Consider the following 24,662-nt stretch of genomic DNA (forward strand, 5'->3'; position numbering starts at 1 on the left):
GGGCCCCGGCGCCGTCCAGCTGACGGCCGCCGGCATAGGCCTCACCTGCCAGCTCGATGCGTGCGCCCGCGTCCAGGCGCAGCACGCTGGCCGCGGCCAGCGTCACCAGCTGGCCATCGGCGGCCGAACGGATGCTGCCGCCGGCGCGCAGTTCGAGCAGCCGGTCGGCCGTGATCACCGCGCCGCCGCTGGCGGCACCGACCGAGCCGACGGCGATGTCCCCCGCCGCCTGCACCAGCACGCCCTGGCGCGCGGCCCCTGCCGTGATGGGCGAGCCGTACAGCGCCACGTTGCCGCCCGCCACCACGCGCAGCGAACCGGCCAGCTGCATGTCGGCATGCAGCTGCACGCCCTGCGCGGCCGCGATGTCGACCTCGTAGTCGTAGGTGGCCGGCGTGGCCGCCGTGCTGCGCACGGTGCCGGCCAGGTCCACGTTGCGGCCCGACAGCACGATCTGCCCGCCGGTCTCGATCCAGCCGGCCTCGTGCTGCAGCGTCAGCGTGCCCTGGCTGGAGACGATCTGCACCAGGCCCGTGCCGCCGCTGTCGCGGCCCAGCGCGCTGTTGATGGAGACGTCGTTGACGCCGCTGAAGAGGATGCGGCCGTTGGCGTCCAGCGTGTTGAAGTGGGCCGAGTTGGTGGTGACCAGGCTCAGCTCGCCGGCACGCACCTGGCTGCCGACGCTGACGATGATGTCGCGCTGGGCCGTCAGGTCGCCACGCAGCTCCAGGGTGTTGCGCGCCTCGATGACGATGTCGGCATTGGCGCCGCGCGCCACCAGGTCGCCGCGGATGATGGCGTTGCCCGCCGGGGCCAGGTACATGCCGCCCGAGAGGGTCTCCAGCAGGCCGGTCTCGGTGAGCTCCACCGTCTGGTTGCCCAGGGCGTTGGTGCCGGCATAGAGGTTGATGGCGCCGTAGGCGCGGATGGACCCGGCGATGGTGATCTCGCCGCCCGGCGCATTGGCGCGGCCCAGGTTGACCACCGAGCCGCGGGCGCTGGCGTCCAGCGCCCAGCCGCGGTCGGAATCGGCCGGGACCGACACGGCCTGCGTGAAGCCGAGCAGGCCGGCGCCGCCGCCGGCATCGGCCAGCGTGAAGGCGTAGTCGCCGGTGATCATCAGGCGCCCATCGGTCAGGCGCACCGTCAGGCCGTAGCCCGACAGTTCGGGCGCGGCGTCGATGGCCGCCTGCAGGTCCTGCACCAGCGAGGCCAGCCCGGCATTGCCTGCGGTGGCCGACGCCGACACGGTGAGGGTGGCACTGCGCAGGTAGCTGCCATCCTTGACGGTGAGCACCAGGCTCGCGTCGCGGCTCAGGTGGCCATCGGCGTACTCGGCAAAGCCCGCCGCCGTCAGCTCCTGCGTCCAGGCCGGCGTGAGCACCGAGACGTCGCCCGCGGCCGACAGGGTGATCGCGCTGTCCTCGGACCAGGTCTTCAGGTGCACGTTGCCGCCGAGCACGACGCCCTGGTCGGCCCAGGGGTTGGCGCTGGTGGGCGTGCCGGCGCCGATGCCGCCACGCACCTCGATGGCCCTGCCGGCCATCAGGTCGCGGCCCAGGCGCACCTGCTGGCCCGCCGTGATGCTGATGGTGGAGTCGCCGCCGAAGGTGTGGACGGTGCTGCCCAGCGTCATGCCGGCCGGGTCGAAGTGGTCCACCACCTCGCCACCGGCCACCAGCAGGCCGTCGAGCTGCGCGTCCTGCGAGGCGCTCACCACGATGCGGCCGTCCGCGTCGTGCACCGCCACGCGCGCGCTGCCGGGCATGCGCACGCCGATGCCTTCGCTGCTGTAGCCGCCGGCCAGTTCCACGCTCTCGCTGGCGCGGATGGTGGCGCCCACCTCCACGGTGGCGCCCGAGGCGCCGGTGGTCTGGGCGCCCAGGTAGAGCTGGCCTGCCGAGCGCAGCACCACGCGCGAGGCCTCGGTCGACCAGTCGATGGTCTCCGTGCGTTCGCCGCCGGTGCCCGGCGCGCCGCTCTGCTGCAGCGTGCCGCCCGACAGGATGCTGCCGCCGATGGTGATGCCGCCGTAGGCGTCCACCGAGACCAGCCCGCCCGAGCCGTCGCTGGTGATGCCCGCCGCATTGAGGCCGGCCGCGCTGCCGATGACCACGCCCCAGCCATCGTCGTCCGCGCCGGTCAGGCCGGTGGTCTGGATCTGCACCGCGCGCGTGGCCTGCAGGGCCGTGTCCACCAGCACCTGTTCGCCGGCCTGCACACGGATGGAAGAGTCCGCCCCGCTCCACTGGATGCCGCTGCTGCCGATGATGCCGCCGGCCACCAGCGCGCCATGCAGTTCGACGTCGCGGCTGCCGATGACGGTGATGCTGCTGCCCGCGGCCGTGGTGTTGAGCACCGAGGAGGCGTTGACGTAGACGCTGGTGCCGTCGGCATTGGCGCCGTGCAGGTCGGTGCCGTCCAGCGACATGCCGCCCACCAGCGTGATGCTGCCGTTGATGCGGGCCTGGCCTTCCCAGTAGACCCAGCTGTCCGACTGCAGCACCAGGTCCGAGCTCTGGCCCAGCAGGTTGATGTTGCCGCGCACGATGACGTCGTCGGCGGTGGAGACCACGAAGTCCGCATCGTCCTGCAGCGTGGTGACGGTGCCCGTCAGCAGGAAGCCGAAACCGCGCTGGCCCAGCAGCGGATGGGGCTCCAGCACGCGGATCTCGTCGACCACGCCGTCGTTGTTGGCGTCGTAGGCCTGCACCACGTAGGTATGGCTGCCATCGCGCACCACCCAGCGGTCGGTGCCGGCCGCCCCGCTGGTGTCGTTGCGGTAGTCCACGCCCTCGGTGAAGCCGGTCATGACCTGCTTGCCGTCCACGGCCGCCGCGTTGTAGTACACGGTGCCGGCGTAGGACTTGAAGCCGCTCTGGTCGACGATGCGGAAGAGCTGGTCGCCTGAAAGCTGGGCGAAGGCCGTGCCGTCTGCGGGGCGCGCCACGTCGCTCCATTGCAGGGTCTCGGCGTGGTAGTCCACCCCGGCCTCGAAGCTCAGGCGGTACTGCGCATCGGCCGACGCATTGGCGTTGTAGTAGACGGTGCCGTCCCAGCGGGCATAGCCCAGCTGGCGCAGCACCGCGTCCTGCTGCTCCAGGCTCAGGCGGTCGAAGGTGGTGCCGGGCGCCGGCACGGTGAGTGCACGGCCGTCGGCCGCCGTCCACACGATGTCGGCATTGCGGTAGTCGCGGCCCTCGCCTTCGACCAGCAGGCCCACGGTGCGGCCGGTGGCGGCGTTGTGGAACACCTCGCGGTCCACCTGCGCATAGCCCAGGGCGTCCAGCACCACGGCACGCTGCGAGGGGTCGAGGTCCTCGAAGGTCGCGCCGGCGGCCGGGGCAGCGGCACCGCCCCAGTCGATGGCGTCCAGGTTGTAGTCGGCGGCCTGGCCCTGCGCGAAGCCGTCGACGATGCGCACGGTGCGGTCGGCGTCGGCCTTGATGAAGTGCAGGCCATCGAGCACCTCGTAGCCCAGTGCACGGGCCACCACCTTCTTCTGCGCATCGGTGAGCTGGTCGAAGCCCGCGTCGGCCGCGGGCTGGCCCGCGCTGCCCCAGTAGATGCTGGCGTTGCTGTAGTCGGTGGCAGGGCCTTCGCTGAAGGTGGTCAGCACCTTCTTGCCGGGTGCGGCGCTGTAGTTGAAGAAGTTCTTCTCGCCGCTGCCGTGCTCCAGGTAGTCCACCACGATCTGGCGCTGCAGCGCGGTGAGCTCGCTCCAGCCGGCGTCCACCGCGGGCAGCGGCGAGATCGGCGTGGCGTCCAGGCCCGTGCCGTTCCACAGGTCGCCGGGCATGGCGTAGTAGTCGAAGGTGTAGCCCAGGGCCTGGGCCACCGCCAGCTTCTGCGCGCCCGAGAGCTGGTCGAAGGCCGTGCCGGCCGCCGGCGCGGGCACGCCCGCGGCGGCCCAGTCGATGTGGCCGTTGTCGTAGTCGTGCGCCACGCCCTGCGTAAAGCCGGTGGCCACGGTGAGGCTGCCGTCCGGTGCGGTATGGGTGAACACCAGCCCGTCGTAGGTGGCATAGCCCAGCGAGGCGGCCACGGCCTTCTTCTGCGCCAGCGTGAGCTGGTCGAAGCCGGCGTCCTTGGCCGGCGCGCCGGCGCTGCCCCAGTCGATGTCGGCGTTGCGGTAGGCCACCAGCTCGCCTTCGGTCAGCGCGGTGCGGAAGCTGTGCGTCTGCGCGTTCCAGTAGCCGCCGTCCTCGTAGGTGGTGTAGCCCAGCGAGGCGACCAGCGCCGCCTTGGCGTCGTCGGGCAGTTCGGCGAAGGGCGTGTAGTTGGCCAGGGCCGTGGCCGAGGCCAGCGCGGCCAGCGGCGTGTCGGCGCCGCCGAAGAGCTGTCGCAGGTCGACGTGGATGTCGCCGCGGTTCAGCGCCTCGATGATGGCGGCGAACTTCTGCGCGTCGCCCAGCGTGGCGAGCGTGCGGCCGGGCAGCGTGTCGAAGTAGTCGGCATGCGGATCGCTGACGGCGCCGGCATCGATGTGCAGCGCGCCGGCGGCGGTGAGCGAGCCCGCGAGCATCAGCTCGCCGGCTGTCTGGATCGACACGCTGGCATCCGCGCCGGTGAGTTCCGGCGTAAGGCCGTCGGCGCCGAAGCGGGCACCCGAGAGCACCGCGCTGCCCGAGAGCAGGCCCAGCGCGCCGGTGGCGCTCAGCGCGATGACGGAGCGTGCGCCTTCGGCCGAGACGGTGGCGCCTTCGAGCACGCGCAGCGAGGCGCCGGCGGCGATCTGCAGTTGCACGTCGTCGCCATGGGCCCACACGCCGGCGGCGATCACCACCGAACCCGAGCCGCCCAGGAACAGGTGGCTGCCCGCCTTCATCGTCTCGATGGCGGCGCCCTTGTCGGCGGTGATGCTGTTGACCTCGGTGCCGTAGCCCACCAGCGCGCCGGCGCCGGTGCTGCCCACGACCTGCACGTCCAGCAGGTCGTCGGCGCGCAGCCAGCCGCTCACGACCAGCTGCTCGGTCAGGCGCAGCACGGTCTCGCGGGCGTGGATGCCCGCGTCGGGCACGCCCATGGGGGCACGCACGTTCTGGCGCTGGATCTCCATCAGCCGCCCGGCGAAGCTCAGGCGTTCGGTGGACTGCACGTCGCCCTGCACGGTGATGCGGTCGGCGATGAGCGTGGCGTCGTCGCGCAGCAGGGCCGAGTAGAACTGCGTGCCCACCACGGCGTCCTCGACGTCGCCCACGTACATGCGCACGCCGGTCGCGGCGTGGCCGATGGCGATGGACGAGAAGCCGTCGCGCAGCGCGGCCAGGTCGCGCATGCCGAGTTCCATGAAGCCCGTCTCGTTGCCCAGCGAGTAGTCGCCGCCATAGGTGCCCTGGGCCGCGCCGCCCACGCGGTAGCCCTGGTCGGCCGAGAAGCTGCGCAGGCTGAAGCTGCCGGTGCCGCTGACGCGGTCGTCGCCCGAGGCGAAGTCCACGTCGTCGGCCACGATGGCGATGGCGCCGCCGCCGGTGCCGGCGGAGATCTGGCCGCCGTCCAGCGACAGCAGCGCCTCGTGGCTGCCCAGTTGCAGGTCGATGCGGCCGGCGGGCGTGGTCAGGCCGCCGGCTGCATCGCCGTCGGTCACCACGCTCAGGCTGTCGGCCTCGCGCACCACGATGTCGGCATAGGCCGCGCCGGCCGTGCCGCGGTTGACCACGTTCAGCTGCGACACCTGCGTGGCGAGCGTGCCGTCGATGCCGGCGGCGCTGATGCTCAGCAGGGCATCCGGCGCCTTGTAGAGCGCGGTCTGGCGCACGTCGAGGATGCCGGCCGTCTCCAGGTGCAGCGAGGTGCGGCCCCAGCTGGCGCCGTCGGTCATCTTCAGCACCGTGCGGCCGGTGCTGGTGTCGCTGAGCTCCAGGCGCTCCAGGGCGTCGTCGAAGTTGATGACGCGGTCGGCGCCGTCGATGGCCACCTTCAGGCTGTGGTCGCCCAGCAGCAGCGTGCCGGTGCTGGAGAAGGGCGAGATCACCAGGCGGTCGGTGCCGGTGCCGCTCTTGAGGTTGAGCGTGCCCGCACCGCTCACGTAGATGAGGTCGTCGCCGCCACCCGCGTCCACGGTGTTGACGCCCGCGCCCACGTAGATGACGTCGTTGCCGCCACCACTCGAGATGGTGTTGACGCCCTCGCCCATGTCCACGATGTCGGCCGCGTCGCCGCCGGTGAAGCGGTCCTTGCCGGCGCCGCCCTCGAAGCGCAGGCCGCTGACCTCGCCGCTGAGGAATTCGTCGTCGCCCGCGCCGCCGCGGATCACGCTGCCCGCGGCACCGCCGAGGATGACGAAGCTGTCGTTGCCCTCGCCGCCGTCGAAGTCCAGCGCCGCGGTGACGTACTTGCCGACGTAGACCGAGTCGTTGCCCTTGCCGCCCACGCCCACGATGCGGTTGACGCCGGTGAAGCTGGCCGTCTCGCCCAGCGAATGCACCACCACGGTGTCGCTGCCGCGCTCCTGCTCGATCGAGTAGGACTCGTTGGTGATGTCGTCGTACACCGTGTCGCCGTAGCGGCCCGAGGCGTCGCCCATGTTCAGGTAGAGCGTGTCGCCCACCTGGTGGGCGATCTGCGGCGGATCGGCCCACGACCACTTGAAGCTGCCCGAGACGGTGATGCCCATCACCGTCACCCGCGCGGCCAGGTAGGCGCTGGCGGCGTTGATGTCGATCTCGCCGCGGAAGCCCGCCAGCGTGATGTCGATGGAGAACAGGCCCAGGTCGATCTCGAAGTCCAGCGAGCCCCACACCGCCGCCGCGAAGCGCGGCTGGCTCGACAGCACCAGCGAGGCCCCCGCGTTGAGGTGCAGCGGGCCCAGCCAGATGTCGATCTCGGCCTTGCCGCGGATCTCGAAGTTGCCCTCGGAATCCACATAGCCACCCACGTCGATGGTCAGCGCGTTGAAGAAGTTCAGGCTGCCGTCGAAGGACAGCTTGAACACGTTGTCGATCACGCTGATGCCGCCCTTGAAGTCGACATCGAAGAGGAAGAGGCTGAGCTCGCCCTTCATCTGCATGTCGAACAGCGTGTTGGCCTTGATCACGTTGCCGTGCAGGTCGGTGTAGTCGCTGTGGCCGGTGTTGATGCGGATGTCCGCATCGGCGCTGATGCCGATGATGTCCACGCCCATGTTGACGTGGGTGTGGATGTTGAGCGCGAAGACGGGCGCATCGCCGTCCATCAGGAAGGCGGCCGAGCCGCCCACGGCCACGCGGCCGAAGCCGCCCAGCTCCAGCGCCACGTCCAGCGCGGCCTGCACGCCGCGCTTGTCGATCAGCAGGTCGATGGCGCCGGTCATCTCCACCGGGCCCACGGCCACGGCGCCCGAGCCCGAGATGCGCAGCATCTGCGGATCGAGCCACACGGTGCCCAGGGGATTGCCGGCGGCGTCCACCGCCAGCGTGCGCACCTCCTGCTTGGCGGCGGTGGTGTTGATCTGCAGCAGGAAGCGGCCGGAGACAGTGAACACGCCGCCGCCGTCGATGATGATGGAGTCGGCACCGCTGCCGCCCACCTCGAAGGCGCCGTAGATGCCGGTGTTGCCGCCATCGACCACGATGCCCAGCGTGCCGGTGACCGACAGCGGCTCCAGCAGCGGCAGATCCAGCGTGGCGGTGGCGCCCAGCTCGGCGCGCACCGCGCCGTCGATCTCGGCGACGATGACGCTGAAGTCGCCCTGGAGGGTGAGCGCGCCGTCCAGCAGGTCCAGCGTGCCGTGGCCCACCACGGCCGCGTACACGCCCACCCAGTCGGGCTTGCCCGGAGGCGCGGCGCCGATGGTGAAGGTGTCGAAGTCCACCTTGTCGCGGAACTGCTCGGGCACCACGTAGACCACGTCGCGGCCGAAGGTGTTGAGCGACAGGTCCAGGTCGGCATGGATCTGCACCACCGAGCCGATGGCCAGGTCGGCGTCCAGCGAAAGGCGCAGGGCCACGCCCGGATCGCTGCCGCCGCGCACCACCACCAGGCCGGTGCCGTGGCGGCTGAGGTTCAGGCCCTCGGGCCCGATGGAGACGGTGACGTCGGCAAAGGCCGTCAGGCCTTCGCTCTCGCTGAAGCGGAAGTCCAGCACGCCGGTCATGCTGACCAGGCCGAAGAGCTTGAGCTGCGCCTCGCCGAAGACGCGCAGCAGCTGCTCGTTGTACATGAGCACCACCGGCTCGTCGGCATTGCCCGTGGGAATGCCGTAGCCCTGGTGCGAGGCACCGTTCGAGTCCAGCCAGGTCGACTTGCTGAAGTCGATGGTGGTGAAGCTGAAGGACAGGCTCAGGTCCGGATCGAAGGACACGGCACCCGAGGCCGCGTCGCGCACCACATGGCCGAGGCCCACCGAGGCGCGCACGCCGGTGTTGATCTCGATGACCATGCCCTCGGCGTTGATCTCGGCGCCGGGCACGCCCACCAGGCCGATGTAGTCCACGCTGGCCCGGCCGGCCAGGTACACGCCCACGTCCACCGAGTTCAGGCCGATCACCAGCTCCTTGGCCACCACGAGGCCCAGGTCCAGGTTCTTGACGGCCAGGCCGACGGCGCTGTCATTGGGCGTGTCGTTCTCGTCGATGCGGCCGTCGCCGTTGCTGTCGCGCCAGTAGCCGCCCACGCCGATGAAGCCGTAGGCGTCGTTGATGCCGATGGCCAGGCTGGTCACCTGCGTCTGCTGCCCGTTGTTGAGGGTGACGGTCTCGGAGCCCTTCTTGGTCAGCGCCATCGAGGCCGACAGCTGCAGGAAGCCGGCCACGTTGATCTGCGCGTAGCCGATGGCGGCCTGGATGATCTCCTGGTCGAAGTCGATGATGACCGCATGGTCGCCGCCGGCCGGCAGCGCATAGCCGCGGGTGGCGAGCTTGCCGTTGCCGTCGAGGTCCTCGCCGGCGTCCAGCACGCCGTTGTTGTTCTTGTCCTCGGGCGACTTGTCGTAGGTCGCTGCCCAGTCGATGGAGGGCGGCCCGAAGAGCTGCAGCAGCGGGTTGAGGTTGCCCGTCGGGTCGTTGGTGAGGACGAAGGTGTTGATGTTGACCGACACGTCCTGCGCCTGCACGGCCAGGATGTCCGGGTCCACGCCGACCAGGCCGGCATAACCGACGTCGGCCTTGAGCGTCAGGAAGTACGGGGAGGCGGCCTCCAGCCCCGGGATGCTGGTGAGCAGCGCGGGCTTGGCGATCACCAGGCCGAAGTCCACGTTGCCGATGGCCACGCCGACCGCGCCGTCGTTGATGGGGTCGTCGTTGTCGATGCGGTCGTTGTCGTCGGTGGCACTGTCGTAGCGGTAGGGGCCACCCACGCCAGCAAAGCCCTGCAGGTTGTAGCCGCCCAGGGTGAGCGTCTCCATGTCCATGGCCAGGTGCGTGCCGGTGTTGCCGGTGGCCTGGTTGACCAGCGTCTGCAGCCCGCCCAGGTCGACCTGGGCGCCGACGATGCGCTCGCCCTTGCGGAAGGCCAGCGAGCCGCTGAGGCTCAGGAACTGCGACACCTGGATCTCGGCATAGCCGATGTCCAGGCCCATGAGCTGCGTGCCGCGCTGCTGCATGTAGACCGGCGTGCCGCCGGTGCGCACCTCGAAGCCGGCGGGCCGGCCCGCCTGGTCGTCGGCCGGGAAGCTGTCCACGAAGTCGGCCGTGCCGTGCAGCAGGCCGCCGAACATCTCGCCGCCGCGGTTGAGCTCGATGGTGAGGTCTTCGGCGCGCACCTTGAGCACGTCGCCCATACCGTAGGTGCGGGCGCTGTCGGCATGCGCATAGAGCGAGAAGAAATCCTGCGCCTTGAACACGCTCGGCAGCTGGGCCTTGAACATGGTCAGGCCCACGTCCAGGCCTTCCATGCTGAAGCCGAAGAGATCGTCGCCGTTGGCGATCTGCAGCTTGCCGTTGCCGCCCGGCACCTCCTCGTAGTCCGGGTTGCCCAGGCCGACGAAGGCATAGACGTTGCTCGCGCCGAAGCTCAGGCCCTTGAAGCTGACGTCCTGGATGGTCGAATAGTCGTCCGCCACGCCGCCCAGCGCCTTCAGCGCGCCCAGGATGGACTGCGCCTGGTCACCCAGCAGCGTCTCGATGAGCGACACCTCGGAGGGCAGGCCGGTGTAGAGGGTGCCGGTGAAGGTCCCGCCGATGTTGAGCTGGAAGTCGCCGCGCAGGTGCACGAAGTCGCCCAGGTCCAGCGACAGGTCGGGCAACGACAACGAGCCGAAGAGCGTCAGACCCAGGTTCGGATCGAAGCCGATGGACAGGTCGATGTCGCGCACGAAGTCGAGCGCGCCCTTGAGGAAGTCCAGGTCGGGCGAGAACTTGGGCAGCAGGTCGCCCAGTCCCGAGAGCTTGATCGACGGGAACAGGTGGCTGGTGTCGGGCAGCTCGAACTCGAAGTGGAAGCCGCCGTCGATGTCGATCAGGTCGAACAGGCCCAGGTGCGCCTGCATGCCGATGCCCAGCGAGTTGCTGTCGAAGTCGAGCGTGAGGTGCTCGCCCTGGGTGCCGATGGGGATCTGCAGGCCCTGGCCGCCGTCGATGGCGCTGAAGTCCACATAGGCGCCGGGCACCGGTGCGGAGCCCAGGAAGGCGCCGTTGAAGGACAGCAGCAGGTCCGTGGCGTTGAGCGTGAGGAAGGGATCGGTGCCGACGATGCCGGCCATGCCGGCGGTGGCCGACAGGCCGAAGAACTTGCCCGGCAGCGGCACGCCGGCCGCCAGCGTGGGCGTCATCATCGCCAGCGCAAAGTCCAGGTCGTCGATGGCCAGGCCGATGGCGTCGTCGTTGGGCGGGTCCTGGTCGTCGATGACGCCGTCGCCGTTGGTGTCGCGGCGGTAGGGGCCGTTGATGCCGGCGAAGGCGTAGATGTCCTTGCCCGCCACCACCAGCGCCTCGGCCGAGGTGGTCAGCTTGCCGCCGGGCAGGTGGAACTCCACGTCCTCCACGGTCCGCTTCTGGAAGGTGAAGCCCCCCTGCAGCGACAGGATGCCGGCGACGGAGGCGGTGGCGTGCGCCACCGTGGCCTCGATGAGCGCATTGCTGAAGTCCAGCACCACGGGCTCGCCGCCGGTGGCGATGGCCAGGCCTTCGCGGGTGCCGCCGTTGGTGAAGTCGGCCACCAGGTCCTGCCGGCTGCTGGCGTTGACCGCCACCTCGATGTCCTGCAGGTTGAACTGGATGAAGTCGCTGCCGAAGCCGACGAAGCCGATCTGCTCGCCATGGCCCTTCAGGCCGACGAACTTGGTGTTGGCGGGCACCAGCGGGTTGAGGGCGTCGAACTGGGTGGTCAGCACCGTCATGCCCAGGTCGAAGTCGTCGATCACCAGGCCGATGGCCTCGTCGTTGACCGGGTCCAGGCTGTCGACCACGCCGTCGCCGTTGCTGTCCTGCCGGTAGGGGCCGTTGATGCCCACGAAGGCCTGCACGTTGTTCGCGCCGAACTCGATGGCATTGGCCTTGACGGTGGTGGCGCCCAGCACGGTCTTGACCGTGAGGTCGGTGGCCGAGCCCATGCGGAAGGCGAAATCGCCGCGGAAGTAGACGAACTCCGAGACCGCCAGCAGCGCGCCCTGCACCTGCGCCTGGATGAAGGCGCCGGCCGCGAAGTCGATGGTCAGCAGCTGGTCGCCCGCGCGCACCTGCAGCGGCCGGCCGGTGGCCTCGGAGAAGTCGATGGAGGCATGCACCTTCGGATCGGCCTTCCAGCCGTCGCTCCAGTTCATCTGCAGCTCGATGCGGCCGCTGGACAGCTCGAACAGGCCCTCACCGCCGGCGACGACGAACTCGTCGGCCGAACCGTTCAGGGCCGTGAACTTGGGCAGCAGCTTGGCCAGTGCGCCGGTGGGCGTGAGGATGGCCAGGGCGAGGTCGACGTTGGAGAGGGCCAGGCCGAACAGGTCGCTCTGCTCGCGCAGGGGCACGGTGCTGTCGAAGTCGGGATTGCCGTAGCCGATGAAGACATCGACGTCGCTGAGTCCGATGGTCATCAGCTGGAACTCGACGCCGTCGATCCGGCCGAGGTCCTCGGACACCTGCGCCCCCGCGGCGCCCGCGGCCAGCAGCGCGGCCGACAGCGGCAGGTTGCCCGCGGTGGCGCCGGTGTCGACCGAGAAGCGCTCGCGGCGGCCCTGCTCGAAGCTGAAGCCGCCCTGGATGTGGATGAAGTTCTCCAGCGTGAGGGTGGCACGCGCCACGTCCACGCCGATGTAGCTGGTGCTGAACTTCAGCGCCACCGGCGTGCCGCCGGTGCGCACCTCCAGCCCGTCGCTGCCGAAGCTGGAGAGGTAGTCGACGAAGGGCCGGATCTGCGTACCCGACCAGGCGGTGCCCTGGTTGGCGCGCACCTCGGCGCCTTCGGCGCTGAGCGTGAGGAAGTCCAGGCCCACGAAGGCGATCTGGTCGACGCTGGCCTCCAGCGACCACAGGCGGCCGACCTTGTGCTGGGGGTCGGTGAAGATCGCCATGCCCAGGTCGAGGTTGTCCACCACCAGGCCCACGGCGTCGGGGTCGCGCGTGGCGTCGATGACGCCGTCGCCGTCCTCGTCCACGAAGTAGGGGCCCGCGCCCACGAACAGCTTCACGTCGGACAGGCCGATCGTGACCATGTTCATGGCGTAGTTCTCGATCCGGTCGTAGTGGCCCGGGGTGGCGAGGGTGCCCACGGCCGCGGCGGCCGTGGGGTCATAGGCGCCGAAGCCGGTGACGATGTCCACCGCCACGCCCTTGCCCTTGCCCAGCGAGAAGCCGCCCTCGATGTGGAAGAAGTCGCCGATGGCGATCAACGCATGGCCGACCTCGACGCCGAAGTAGGCCTGCCGGAAGTCCAGGTACACGTCGTCGCCGCCGGTGGCCACGCGCATGCCCTGCGTGCCGAAGCTGGAGACGAAGTCCACGGTGGGCGAGACCGTGAGGCCGCGCCAGCTGGAGCCCTGGTTGAGCTGCACCTGCAGGTCCTGCACCTGCAGCTGCATGAAGCCCCAGTCCACGTCCAGCGGGTTGGCCCACGACGCCTTCATGGCGTACATGAGCGGGATCACGCCGTTGGCGTCCACGCTCTTGCTGGCACGGAAGGTGGCGAAGGCCACGTCGATGTGGTCGAGCGTGAAGAACGGGTCGTCCGGGTCGCCGATGGTGATGCGCACATCGGCGGCGCCGATGGTGATGCTGTCCACCGCCAGGTGCGTGAAGCGGCTGTTGTCGGCCGACAGCAGCCCGGCCGCCTTGAAGCGCGCCAGGTCGGTGCCCAGGGCGCCGAAGCTGTCGGCGGCCGACAGGCCCGTGGCCACGTCCACCTGCGTGGTGGTGCGCTCGAAGGCGAAGCTGCCTTCGATCTGGAAGAAGTCGCCGATGTTCAGCAGCGCATGGGCCAGGCTGACGGCGATGGTGGCGCGGTCGTAGTCCAGCACGATGGGCGTGCCGGTGGCCGTGGGCACCTTCAGGCCGCCCTCGAAGCCGCTGGCGAAGTCGACGTAGGGCGCCACGCTGCCCGCGGGCTGGCCGGCCCACTGGCCGCCCTGGTTGACGTCGATGGTCAGGCCCTGGGTCTGGAACTTGAAGATGCCGCCCAGGTCGATGTCGATGCCCTGGCCCCAGCTCACCTTGAGCGCATACAGGTCGGGGATGACCGAGTCCGGGTCGGCCGCCAGAGTGGAGTCGAACATCACCAGCCCGACATCGATGCCGTCGAGCTTGACGCCGAAGGCGTCGGGGTTCTGCGCCTCGCCGGCATCGCGGATGCCGTTGCCGTTGCTGTCGATGAAGTACGGGCCCAGGCCCGCGAAGATCTCCAGGTCGGTGCCGCTGAGCAGCAGCGCCGAGACTTCCAGGTCGTCGATCAGCCGGTCGTCGGCCGACAGGCCCTGCACCTTGGCCAGGCTGGCACGCAGCGCGGGCGACAGGCCGGCGCCGTTGGCGGCCAGGCCCGTGACCACGTCCACATGCGTGGTGGCCAGTTGCTCCAGGTGGAAGCCGCCGCTGATGTAGATGTAGTCGGAGATGGCGAGCGTGGCGCGGCCGATGTTCACGGCCGTGGTGCTGCCGCTCTGGCCGTCCAGGTCGAAGGCCAGCGATTCGCCGCCGCCCAGGTTCACCGTGAGCGGCTCGGCCATGTGGGCGAAGTCCACCACCGGCTGGCCGGTGCCCGAGGCGCGGTTGATGGCGATGCCCACATCGGTCGCCGCCAGGGTGATGGCGTCGATGCCGACGAAGGCCGCCTGATCGGCACTGGCCTGCACGGCGGTCCAGCGGCGGGCCGGGTCGGCCTGGCTGGTCATCAGGGCGATGGCCAGGTCCACGCCGTCGAGTTCGATGCCCAGCGCGTCGCTGGTGCCGCCGTTGACGCCGGCGAAGGCATGCACGTTGTGGGCGCCGATGGCCAGCAGGTCCACGGCCACGGGCTGGGCGCCCTCGTCCACGTCGGGCGTGGAGGCCAGGTCCTGCAGGCGCACCTCGGCCGTGCGGGTCTCGATGGCGAAGTCGCCCTCGACCTGCACGAAGCCGTACAGGTCCACCACCAGGTGGGCGCTGGCCTGCAGCAGCGCGCCGTCGGCGCCGTCCATGCTCAGCTGCAGGTCGGTGCCGCTGCCGGTGACCACCGCCAGCTGGGTCGCGCCTGCCGCGTAGTCGACCACGGCGCCGCCCGGGGTGCCGGCCTTGTTGATGGCGACGGCCACGTCCGAGGCCGTGAGCGTGAGATCGCCCGTGCCCACCATGCCTGCGCTGCCGGCCGTGGCCTGCAGGCTGGTCCAGGTGCGTGCGGCGCTGCCCTGGGCCGGCGCGGCCTCGGTCATCAGCGCCAGCCCGAAGGTGACCTGGTGCAGCGCCAGGCCCAGCGCATCGGCCTGGCCGCCGTGCAGGCCGGTGAAGGCATCCACGTCGTGGCCGCCGATGGTCAGCACGTCCGCCTTCACCTGGCTCGCGGGCGTCTGCTCGGTGCCGTCGGCCAGGGTGACGGTGCGGGTGCTGGTCTGGATCGCGAAGTCGCCTTCGACCTGGAAGAAGCCGTCGACGTCCAGCTTGAGGTGGCTGCTGACCTGCAGCAGCTCGCCCAGGTTGCCGGCCATGTCGAAGGCGAGGTCGCCATCGCCGGTGGCCACGGCCAATTCGGTGGCGCCGCTGGCGTAGTCGACCACCGCATCGCCGGCGCGGCCGGCCTGGTTGATCAGCACACGCGTGTCGGTGGCGTCCAGCTGCAGGTTGCCCAGACCCTGCACCGAGGCGCTGCCGGCGGTGGCCTGCAGCGTGGTCCAGGTGCGGCCGGGCACCGACTGCTGCGTCATCAGCGCCAGGCCGAAGTCCACGTCCTGCAACTGCAGGCCTGCATTGCCCGTGCCGGCGAAGGCATCGACCCCGGCGCCGCCGATGGTCAGCACGTCCACGGCGACCGTCTCGGGCTGGGCCGTGCCCTTGGCGGCCAGCTGCACGTCGGCCGTGCTCTTCTCGACCGCGAAGTCGCCGCTGACGCGGAAGAAGCCGAAGATGTCCAGCGCGATATGGCCGGCGGCCTGGGTCATCTCGCCCTTGCTGCCCGCCATGTCCAGCGCCAGCGGCGTGTCGGCGCCCACGTCGATCTTCAGGTCGGTGGCGCCGTCGGCATAGTCGACCACGGCGTCGCCCTGCAGGCCGGCACGGTTGATGCGCACCGTCAGGTCCGTGGCGGAAGCGGACACGTCGTCGCCCAGGCCGACGAAGGCCACGGAGGCGGCGGAGGCCTGCAGGCTGGTCCAGGTGCGTGCAGGCGTGGTGCTGCCTGCCGCCATCTGCTGGCTCATCAGGGCCAGGCCGAACTCGACGTCCGTGAGCGCCAGGCCCATGGCGTTGGCCTTGCCGCCGTTGACGCCGGCAAAGGCATCGATGCCGCTGCCGCCGATGGTCAGCAGATCGACCTCGACCTTCTCGGCCTCGGTCTGGTTCTTGGCCTTCGCCAGCGTGACCTCCGCCGAGCTCTTCTCGATGGCGAAGTCGCCATCGACGCGGAAGAAGCCGAACACATCGACGGTCAGGTGGCCGCTGGCCTGCAGCAGCTCGCCCTTGCTGCCGTCGAGGGCAAGCTCCAGATCGCTGCCGGTTCCGGTGCCGACCTTCAATTCGGTCTTGCCGGCGCCGTAGTCGACCACTTGGTCGCCGGCCTTGCCGGCTTGGTTCACCGCCACAGCGATGGCGCCCGCGGACAACTCCAGGCCGTCCACGCCCTGGAACTCGGCGCTCGTGGCCGTTGCCTGCAAGCTCGTCCACGTCCGTGCGGGCGTGGTGCTGCCTGCGGCCATCTGCTGGCTCATCAAAGCCAGGCCGAACTCGACGCCAGTCAGCTCCAGTCCCATCGCGCTACTGGTGCCGCCATTGATGCCGGCAAATGCGTCGACGCCCGTGCCGCCAATCGTGAGCAGGTCGACCTCGACCTTCTCCGCTTCGGCCTGGTCCTTGGCCTTCGCCAGCGTGACCTCCGCCGAACTCTTCTCGATGGCGAAGTCGCCCTCCGCACGGAAGAAACCGAAGACGTCGACGGTCAGGTGACCGCTTGCCTGAAGCAACTCGCCCTTGCTGCCGTCCAGCGTCAGTTCGAGGTCGCTGCCGGTTCCGGTGCCGACTGTCAGTTCGGTCTTGCCAGTGCCGTAGTCGACCACCTGGTCGCCGGCCTTGCCGGCCTGGTTCACCGCCACAGCGATGGCGCCGGCAGAGAGTTCCAGGCCGTCCACGCCCTTGAACTCGGCGCTCGTGGCCGTCGCCTGCAGGCTCGTCCACGTCCGCGCAGGCGTGGTGCTGCCTGCCGCCATCTGCTGGCTCATCAGCGCCAGGCCGAATTCGACGCCGGTCAGTTCCAGGCCCATCGCGCTGGACGTGCCACCGTTGACGCCGGCAAAGGCATCGATGCCGCTGCCGCCGATGGTCAGCAAGTCGACCTCGACCTTCTCCGCTTCGGTCTGGTTCTTGGCCTTCGCCAGCGTGACTTCGGCGCTGCTCTTCTCGATCGCGAAATCGCCTTCGACGCGGAAGAAGCCGAACACGTCGACGGTGAGGTGGCCGCTGGCCTGCAGCAGTTCACCCTGGTCGCCATCGAGCGCCAGCGCCAGTTCGGTCGCCGGTCCCGTGGCGATGCTCAACGCCGTGGCGCCGTCGCCGTAGTCCACCACGGCGTCGCCGTCGCGGCTGGCCTGGTTGATGGCCACGCTGATGCCGGTGGCGGCGAGGGTCAGGCCATCGGTGCCCACCCATTCGGCCTGGGCCGCGGTGGCCTGCAGGCTGGTCCAGTGGCGCTCGGCGTCCAGCTTGTCGGTGACGAGCGCCAGCGCGAAGTCCACGCCGTCCAGCACCAGCCCGGTGCGGTCGTCGGCACGCCCGCCGTCCAGGCCGGCGAAGGCGTGGGCGTCATGCGCGCCCAGGGTGAGCAGGTCGACGGCCACATCGCTGCCGTCGGCCAGCGTCACCTGGCTGCTGCTGCGGTCGATGGCGAAGTCGCCGCCGACCTGGAAAAAGCCGTACAGGTCCACCTCCAGGTGGCCCCGCACGCGGGTGAGCTCGCCCAGCGCACCGTCCATGTCCAGGGTCATGGCCTGGCCGCCGGGCCCCGTGGCCACGTCCACGGACTGCGCCGCGAAGTCGATGACCAGCGTGCCGGCCGGCTCGGCCGGCATATGGTGGGTGAAGCCGTCCTGCAACTGCGACAGCACGGGCTGCTGCACCTCGGCCGTGGCCTGCACCTGCAGCGCCGCGACGTCCTCGCCGGCCAGGCTGCCGCCGAAGCGCACCACCAAGTCCTGCCCGTTCCAGAAGGTGGCCTCGATCAGGGCACCGTCGATGTGGGCACCGAAGGCCGCAGCCAGCGCCGCATTGATCTCGGCGCGGCTGCTGTCGAAGGCCAGCGGCCCGGTGGTCCAGGTCTGGCCGCCGTGGCTGAAGGACAGCGTGAAGCCGCCGCTGGTCGCCTGGGTGTCGAAATGCACGCGCTGCGACTCGGCGCCCGCGGCATGGCCCTGCACGAGGTTGAAGGGCGCGGCGCTGGCATGGTCCAGGTCGCCGAAATGCGTGGTGAAGTCGCCGATGTCCTGGTCGGCGCGGGCGCCGGTGAAGACCACGTCGTAGCTGGCGAAGCGGCTGCCCGAGGCATTGGCGTTGTAGGCCACATGCAGGTCGCCGGGCGCGAAGGCGTCCAGGGCGAGCAGCGCGGCCTCGATGGCCGCGGCCTGGGTGGCCGGGTCGTCGCTGTAGGCGATGGGGCCGGTGCGCACGCCGGCGTATTCGATGGTGAAGCTGCCCGAGGGGCGCGTCTCGTCCACGCTCACCTGGCTGCGCAGGGTCGCCACGTCCTGGCCGACGAAGACGCCGCCGAACTGCACCAGCAGCGCGCCGCCGGCCGTGGTGCTGACGCTCACCTCGCCGCCGATGGCGGCGAAGGCGGCGTTGAGGGCGGCCTCCACCGCCTGCGCATCGGCGTCGAAGGCCAGCGCCGCGGTGGTGTAGGTGCGGTCGCCGAAGGCCAGCGACAGCGTGTAGTGGCCGGTGGCCGCGGTGTCGACGGCGATGCGCTGCACCTCGCCCGTGCCGCCGCCACCCTGGCGGATGTTCAGCGGCACCACGTCGCCCGACATGGCCTCGGTGACGATCAGGTCGCCGATGTCGGTGCCGGCCAGTGCGCCGAGGAAGCGGATGTTGTAGCGGTGGCCGCCCTGGCTCTGGGTGTCGAAGCGCACCTGCACGTCGCCGTCGGCGGCGCCCAGCAGGCCGACCAGCGCATCGTGGATGTAGCGCGCGTTGTTGGTGACGTCGTTGCCCACGAAGGTCAGCGTGCGCGAGCCGGCGACGCCGTCGATTTCGAGGGTGTAGGTGCCCCGCGACGAGTAGGGCGTGGTGAAGAGCAGCTGCTTGACCTCGTCGGCCCCGGCGGTGGCCGCCACCACCTGCGCGATGCCGATGCCGACCGGCGGCGCGGGCACGCGCTCGGCCTCGATGACGATCTGCTTGACCTCGCTGGCGCCGGCCGTGGCCTCGGCCGCGGTGCCCACCGTGACCGTGACCGGCGCGGCATGGGCCTGCACCGTCAACGCCTGGGCCTCGGCCCCCGCCAGGGCGCCGACGAGTTCGATGGTGAAGCCTTCGGCCCGTGAGCCGCTGACCTTCACGTTGCCCTGGCCGATGCCCGTGAGCCCTTCGAGCGCGCCGGTGAGCAGGGCGATGAGGGCGCTGCTGCTTTCGCGGCCGTCCAGCGCGAGCTGCGCCTGGTGGCCGCCGTAGTCCAGGTCCAGCGTGCCGGCGGTGCCGGCGGCCAGTTGCAGGTGCCACTGCGCGTTCTGCGTCTCGGTGCCGGCATCGACCGCGGGGATGGGCATGCCGCGGTTGATCTGCACCTGCAGGTCGGAGCCGGCGATGGTCACGCCGTCGAGCCCCACGAAGTCGGCCAGCTCGGCGCTGGCCTGCAGGCTGGTGAAGTGGCGGGCCGGCGCATCGCGGTCGGTGGCCAGCAGCAGGCCGAAGTCGGCCTGGCCCAGCCGCAGGCCCAGCGCGTCGTCGCTGCCGCCATGCAGGCCGGCGAAGGCGGACAGGCCGGCGCCGCCCAGCGTGAGCGTGTCGGCATGGATGACGCTGCCGTCGGACAGGGTCAGGTCCTGGCGCTTGCTCTGCAGCGCGAAGTCGCCTTCGACGGCGAAGAAGTCGAAGACGTTGAGTTCGATGTGGGCCGCGGCTTCGAGCAGCTCGCCGGCGCTGCCGGCGAAGTCCAGCGTGCGCGTGCTGCCGGGGCCGGTGGCCACGGGCAGCGGCTGCGCCGCCCAGTCGACTACCACGCCATCGGCGTCGGCGCGGTTGATGCGCAGTTCGACCTGGCTGACGGTGGCCACCAGCCCGTCGACGCCGATGAAGGCGGCGCTGCCGGCGCTGGCCTCCAGTGCGCTCCAGTGGCGGGCCGTGCCGCCCGCCGCCTGCAGCTGCTCGGTGGCCAGCACCAGGCCGAAGCCGACGTCGTCGAAGCGCAGGCCGATGGCGTCGCTGCTGCCGCCGGCCAGGCCGGCAAAGCCGCGCGCATGGGCCGCGCCCACGGTGAGCAGGTCGACGTCGACCTGGGTGTGGTCCTCGTCGGCCAGGGTGACGGTGCCGCTGCTGCGGTTGAAGGCGAAGTCGCCTTCGAGTTGCACGAAGCCGAAGAGGTCGAGGGTGAGGTGGCCCGCAGCGCGGGTGACGGCGCCTTCGCTGCCGTCCAGGGCCAGGGTGAATTCGGTGTCGGCGCCGGTGTCCACGGCCAGGCCGTGGCTGCCCGAGAAGTCCAGCACCACGCCGTCGGCGGCGGCGCGGTTGATGGCCACGGACAGGTCCTGCCCGCTGGCGCTGAAGCCGTCGAGCCCGGTGAAGCCGGCCGTGCCCGCACTGGCCTGCAGCACGCTCCACTGGCGCGCCGGTGCGCTCTGGCCGGTGGCGGTCTTCTCGGTGGCCAGGGCCAGCGCCAGGTCCACGCCCGACAGGCCGAAGCCGGTGTCGCCGACGCCAGCGAAGGCCTCCAGGTCGTGCGCGCCCAGCGTCAGCAGGCGCACCTGCACATCGCCCGACTCGTCGGCGGCGGTGCCGGCCAGGTCGGCCGTGTGCAAGGTCGTGTCGTAGCTCTCCAGCGCGAAGCTGCCGCTGCCCTGGAAGAAACCGAAGGCGTCCAGCCGCAGCGTGCCGGCGGCGCGGGTGATGGCGCCCTCGGCGCCGTCCATGTCGAAGGCCAGGCGGCCGGCGCCGGTGTCGAGCGCGAGTGCCGTGGCGCCGGCGGAGAAGTCGACCACCGGGCCGGAGGAGGCGCGGTTGATGGCCAGGCGCAGGTCCTCGCCGGCGGCCACGAGTCCGTCCACGCCGGTGAGCGCGGCACCGTCGGCGCGGGCCTGCAGGCTGGTCCAGCTGCGTGCCGGCTGGCCGGCCGCCACCTGCTCGGTGGACAGGGCCAGCGCGAAGTCCACGCCCGACAGCTGCAGCCCCAGCGCCTGGGCGGTGCCGCCGCCGGTGCCGGCGAAGGCCTGCAGGTCGTGCCCACCCAGGGTGAGCAGGTCGGCCCGCACCTGGCTGTGGTCGGCCAGCGTGAGCGTCTGGGTGGACTTGGCCAGGGCGAAGGCGCCTTCGAGCTGCAGGAAGCCGAAGGCGTCCACGCGCAGGTGGCCACTGGCGCGCAGCAGTTCGCCTTCGCTGCCGTCCATGGCCAGGGCCACCGTGGTGCCGGTGGCCACGGGCACGGCCAGCTGGGTGCGGCCGCTGGCGTAGTCCACCAGGCTGCCGTCGGCGGCGGCGCGGTTGATCTCGATGGACAGCCCGCTGCCGGACAGCGCGAAGCCGTCGATGCCCACCCAGGCGGCCTCGCCCACACGGGCCTGCAGGCTGCTCCAGTGGCGCGCCTGCGCGCCGGCGCCCGCCTCGCTCAGCAGCGCCAGCGCGAAGTCCACGTCCGACAGGCGCAGGCCGAAGGCGTCGGTCTGGCCGTCGCGCACACCCGCGAAGGCGGCGATGCCGCGGCCGCCCAGGCTGAGCATGTCCACCTGCACCGGCGTGGCCGATTCGTCCACGTCGGCCGTGGCGGCCACGTCGGCCAGCACCACGGTCTGGCTGCTCTTGCGCAGGGCGAAGTCGCCCTCGGCGCTGAAGAAGCCGAAGGCCTGCAGGTCGAGATGACCGCTGACCTGCAGCAGGGTGCCGTCGCGCCCGTCCATGTCCAGCGCCACGGCATCGGCGCCCTCGCCCACCGTCAGGCCATAGGCCAGGTAGTCCACCACGGCGTCGCCCTGGCGGCCGGCCTGGTTGATCGTCAGGCCCAGGTCGCTGCCGGACAGCGACAGGCCATCGATGCCGCTCAGGCTGGCCGTGCCCAGCGTGGCCTGGGCGCTGACCCAGGTGCGGCTGGCATCGGCCGAGTCGGCCAGCAGCGCCAGGCCCAGGTCGGCGCCGGCCAGGTCGAAGCCCACGCCGCCGATGCCCACATGGCCGCCCGCGTCCTGCAGGCCGATGGCCAGCAGCTGCGCATCGACCACGCTGCCGTCGGCCAGCACCACCGATTCGCTGCGCCGGTCCACCGAGACGGTGCCCTGCGCCTGCACGAAGCCGAAGAGCGACAGGTCCAGCGTGCCCTGCGCATGCAGCAGCTCGCCGGCGGCGCCGTCCATGTCGAGCACGATCTCGCCGCCGTCGGCGCCGGTGGCCACGCGCAGCGGACTGCGGGCCAGGTCGGCCACGGGGTCGCCGGCCCGGCCGGCGCGGTTGATGGTGATGCCGAACTGGCTGCCGCTGGCCGAGACGCCCGGCACGCCCTGCAGCGAGACGGTCTCGGCCGAGGCCTTGAGGCCGGTCCAGGTGCGGCTCGCATCGCTGCGGGCACTCATGAGGGCGAGCGCGAACTCCACGCCCGTCATCTGCAGGCCGAAGGCGGTGCCCAGCAGGCCGGCGCTGGCGTCCAGGTGGCTGGCGCCCAGGGTGAGCACGTCGGCCAGCACCGGGGTGTCGGGATCGCCGGCCAGCACGATCTGCGCCGTGCCCTTGTGCAGCGCGAAGTCGCCGGTGGCACTGAAGAAGCCGGCGACTTCGAGCAGGCCCTGGCTGACGGCCACTTCCTGCACGCCGGCCAGCAGGCCGTCGCCGAAGGTGTGGCTGCCGCCCGCGGCGTCGACCACGGTGCCGCTGGCGTCGGCGGCGGTGCTGTTCCAGCGCACGCTGGCCACGGCCGCGGCCAGGGTCACGTCCGCGCCCAGGGCGACGTCGATGCCGCCGGTGGCCTCCAGCACGGTGCCGCCACCGCCGGCCAGCACGAGCAGGCCCACGTCGGCATCGGTCACGCCGGCATCGAAGGCGCCGCTGCGCAGCGCGACCGAGGCCTTGCTGGCCACGATGGCCATGGCGCCGTCGGCCCCGGGCTGGAAGAAGAAGTCGCCGTGGATGGCGATGCTGCCGCCCACCACGGCCTGCAGGCCGTAGATGCCCACCGTGGCCGCGCTGTGGCCCGGCAGGTCGGAGAAGGTGTAGGCGAAGTCGCCGAAGGCCAGCGAATGGCCGGTGAGCGCCTGCGCCTGCTGGTTGAAGCGCAGCGTGGCCGAGTCGGCGCTGACCGAGGCGAAGTCGCCGCCCTGCAGGAAGGCGCGGCCCGAGGCCTCCAGCGCGATCAGCCCGTCGCCGTCGACCACCAGGCCGAAGGCGCCGTGGTCGATGCCCACCGCCATGCCGCCGGCCTGCAGCCGCGCGCTGATGTCCTGGCCCGCGGCCTGGAGCGTGCCGTCGGCCACCGAGAAGCCCATGTCGCCTTCCAGCCGCAGGTCGCTCGCCACGGTCAGGCTGGCATGGCCGGCGAGGGTGGCGGCGTTGCTGTCCGAGCCCGTGCCGTCGAAGGTGTAGAGCACCTGCTGCTGCGCGTCGGTGATGTGCAGCGGCGTGTTGTGCAGGTCCAGGCTGCCGCTGTTGCCGGCGCCCAGCCCCAGGCTGAATTCCAGCGTGAGCTGCGTCGCGTCCAGCTGCATGGCCACGCCCTGCAGGCTGGCGCCGCTGGCCTGGCCCTGCGCCATCACCCAGCCGCGGTCGCTGCCGTCGGTGGCGGCGATGAAGACGATGCCCACGTCGGCGCCGCTGAACGCGAGGCCGGGCGCCTGGCTGTCGGTCGCGTCCAGGCCCAGGTAGCCGCTGCCGCCGGCCAGCGACAGCGTGAAGACGTCGTAGTAGCCCTGGTCGGCGCCCTCGCCCAGCAGCAGATGCGCGGTGTGGCCCAGCTGAAAGTCGCCGGACAGGCTCAGGCCCTGGCCCAGGTCCACCGCGCCGCTGAAGGCCACGCTCTGGTTGTCGGCGAAGTAGGAATGGTTGAGGAACTCGCCGATGCGGTCGGTGCCCGTGGTGCCCGCGGCGCTCTGGGCCAGCGCGTCCACCAGGAAGGCCGCGGCCCCGTCGAGCTGGTGGGCCACCAGCACCAGTGCGCCGCCACCGTTGTCGCCGGCACGCTGCTCGATGGTGAAGTACAGGTCGTCGTCGGCCTGCACGAAGCCCGTGCCGTGGGCGAAGCTGCCACTGAGCTGGCCGTAGGTGAGGAAGGTGAACTCCTGCCCCTCGGTGGGCCGGAAGCCGTCGATCAGGCTGACGCTGAGCTTGCCGTCCAGCGTGGCCAGCTGGCTGACGTTGAGCTGGTCGTAATGGCCGCTGCCGGTGCCGGCGTCGCTGCCGCCCAGCTGGATCTCCAGCGTGCCGCCGGCCGACTGGGTGTACGACAGCACGTTCTGCACGCCGGGCGAATGCCCCGGGCTCACGGTGCCGCTGTTGAGCAGCGCCACGTTGAGCGAGCCCGAGCCGTACAGCGTCTCGTTGGCCGCCACGGCAAGCGTGCTGTCGAAGTAGCCCTGGCTGGCGAGGTTGCCGACGTCGAAGACCTGGCTGTCGACGGAGAAGGTGGTGGGCACGGCCGTCAGGCGCGGCTGCTCGACCAGCGCCTGGTAGGCCTCGGGCGAGATCAGCGGCGAGGCCGGCGCCTGGCTGTCGGCGGCGTCGAAGTCGTAGGCGCCGTGCAGGGCCTGGGCATGGCCCTGGTCGTCCGGCATGACCACGGGCAGCACGCCCAGCACCGGGTCCGCCGACAGCAGCACGCGCGGCTCCAGGGCTTCCAGGCGCCAGGCGTCCCGCACCATGCGCGCCACCGTCTTCTTGAGTGCCTTCTTCATGATCTTCTCCGTCTCTCTCGTTTCCGATCGGGCCCCTCGCCGGCCCGTCTCGCCATCACGCCGCGGCTGGCCG

General features: G+C 71.1%; 1 protein-coding gene (only partly in view). It reads right to left on the reverse strand.

What is annotated here, in order from left to right; all coding sequences use genetic code 11:
* On the reverse strand, positions 1–24,589 hold the 5' portion of the coding sequence (locus ABIC63_RS15685) for an LEPR-XLL domain-containing protein (protein ID WP_354320431.1). The gene continues 22,439 nt to the left of window position 1, outside the view; 24,589 of the gene's 47,028 nt are visible here — the first part of the coding sequence; it begins with the start codon at positions 24,587–24,589; its stop codon lies beyond the left edge, outside the window.
* Positions 24,590–24,662: the final 73 nt, after the last annotated feature.

The organism is Pseudacidovorax sp. 1753 (assembly GCF_040544975.1).
GTDB lineage: Bacteria > Pseudomonadota > Gammaproteobacteria > Burkholderiales > Burkholderiaceae_C > Xenophilus.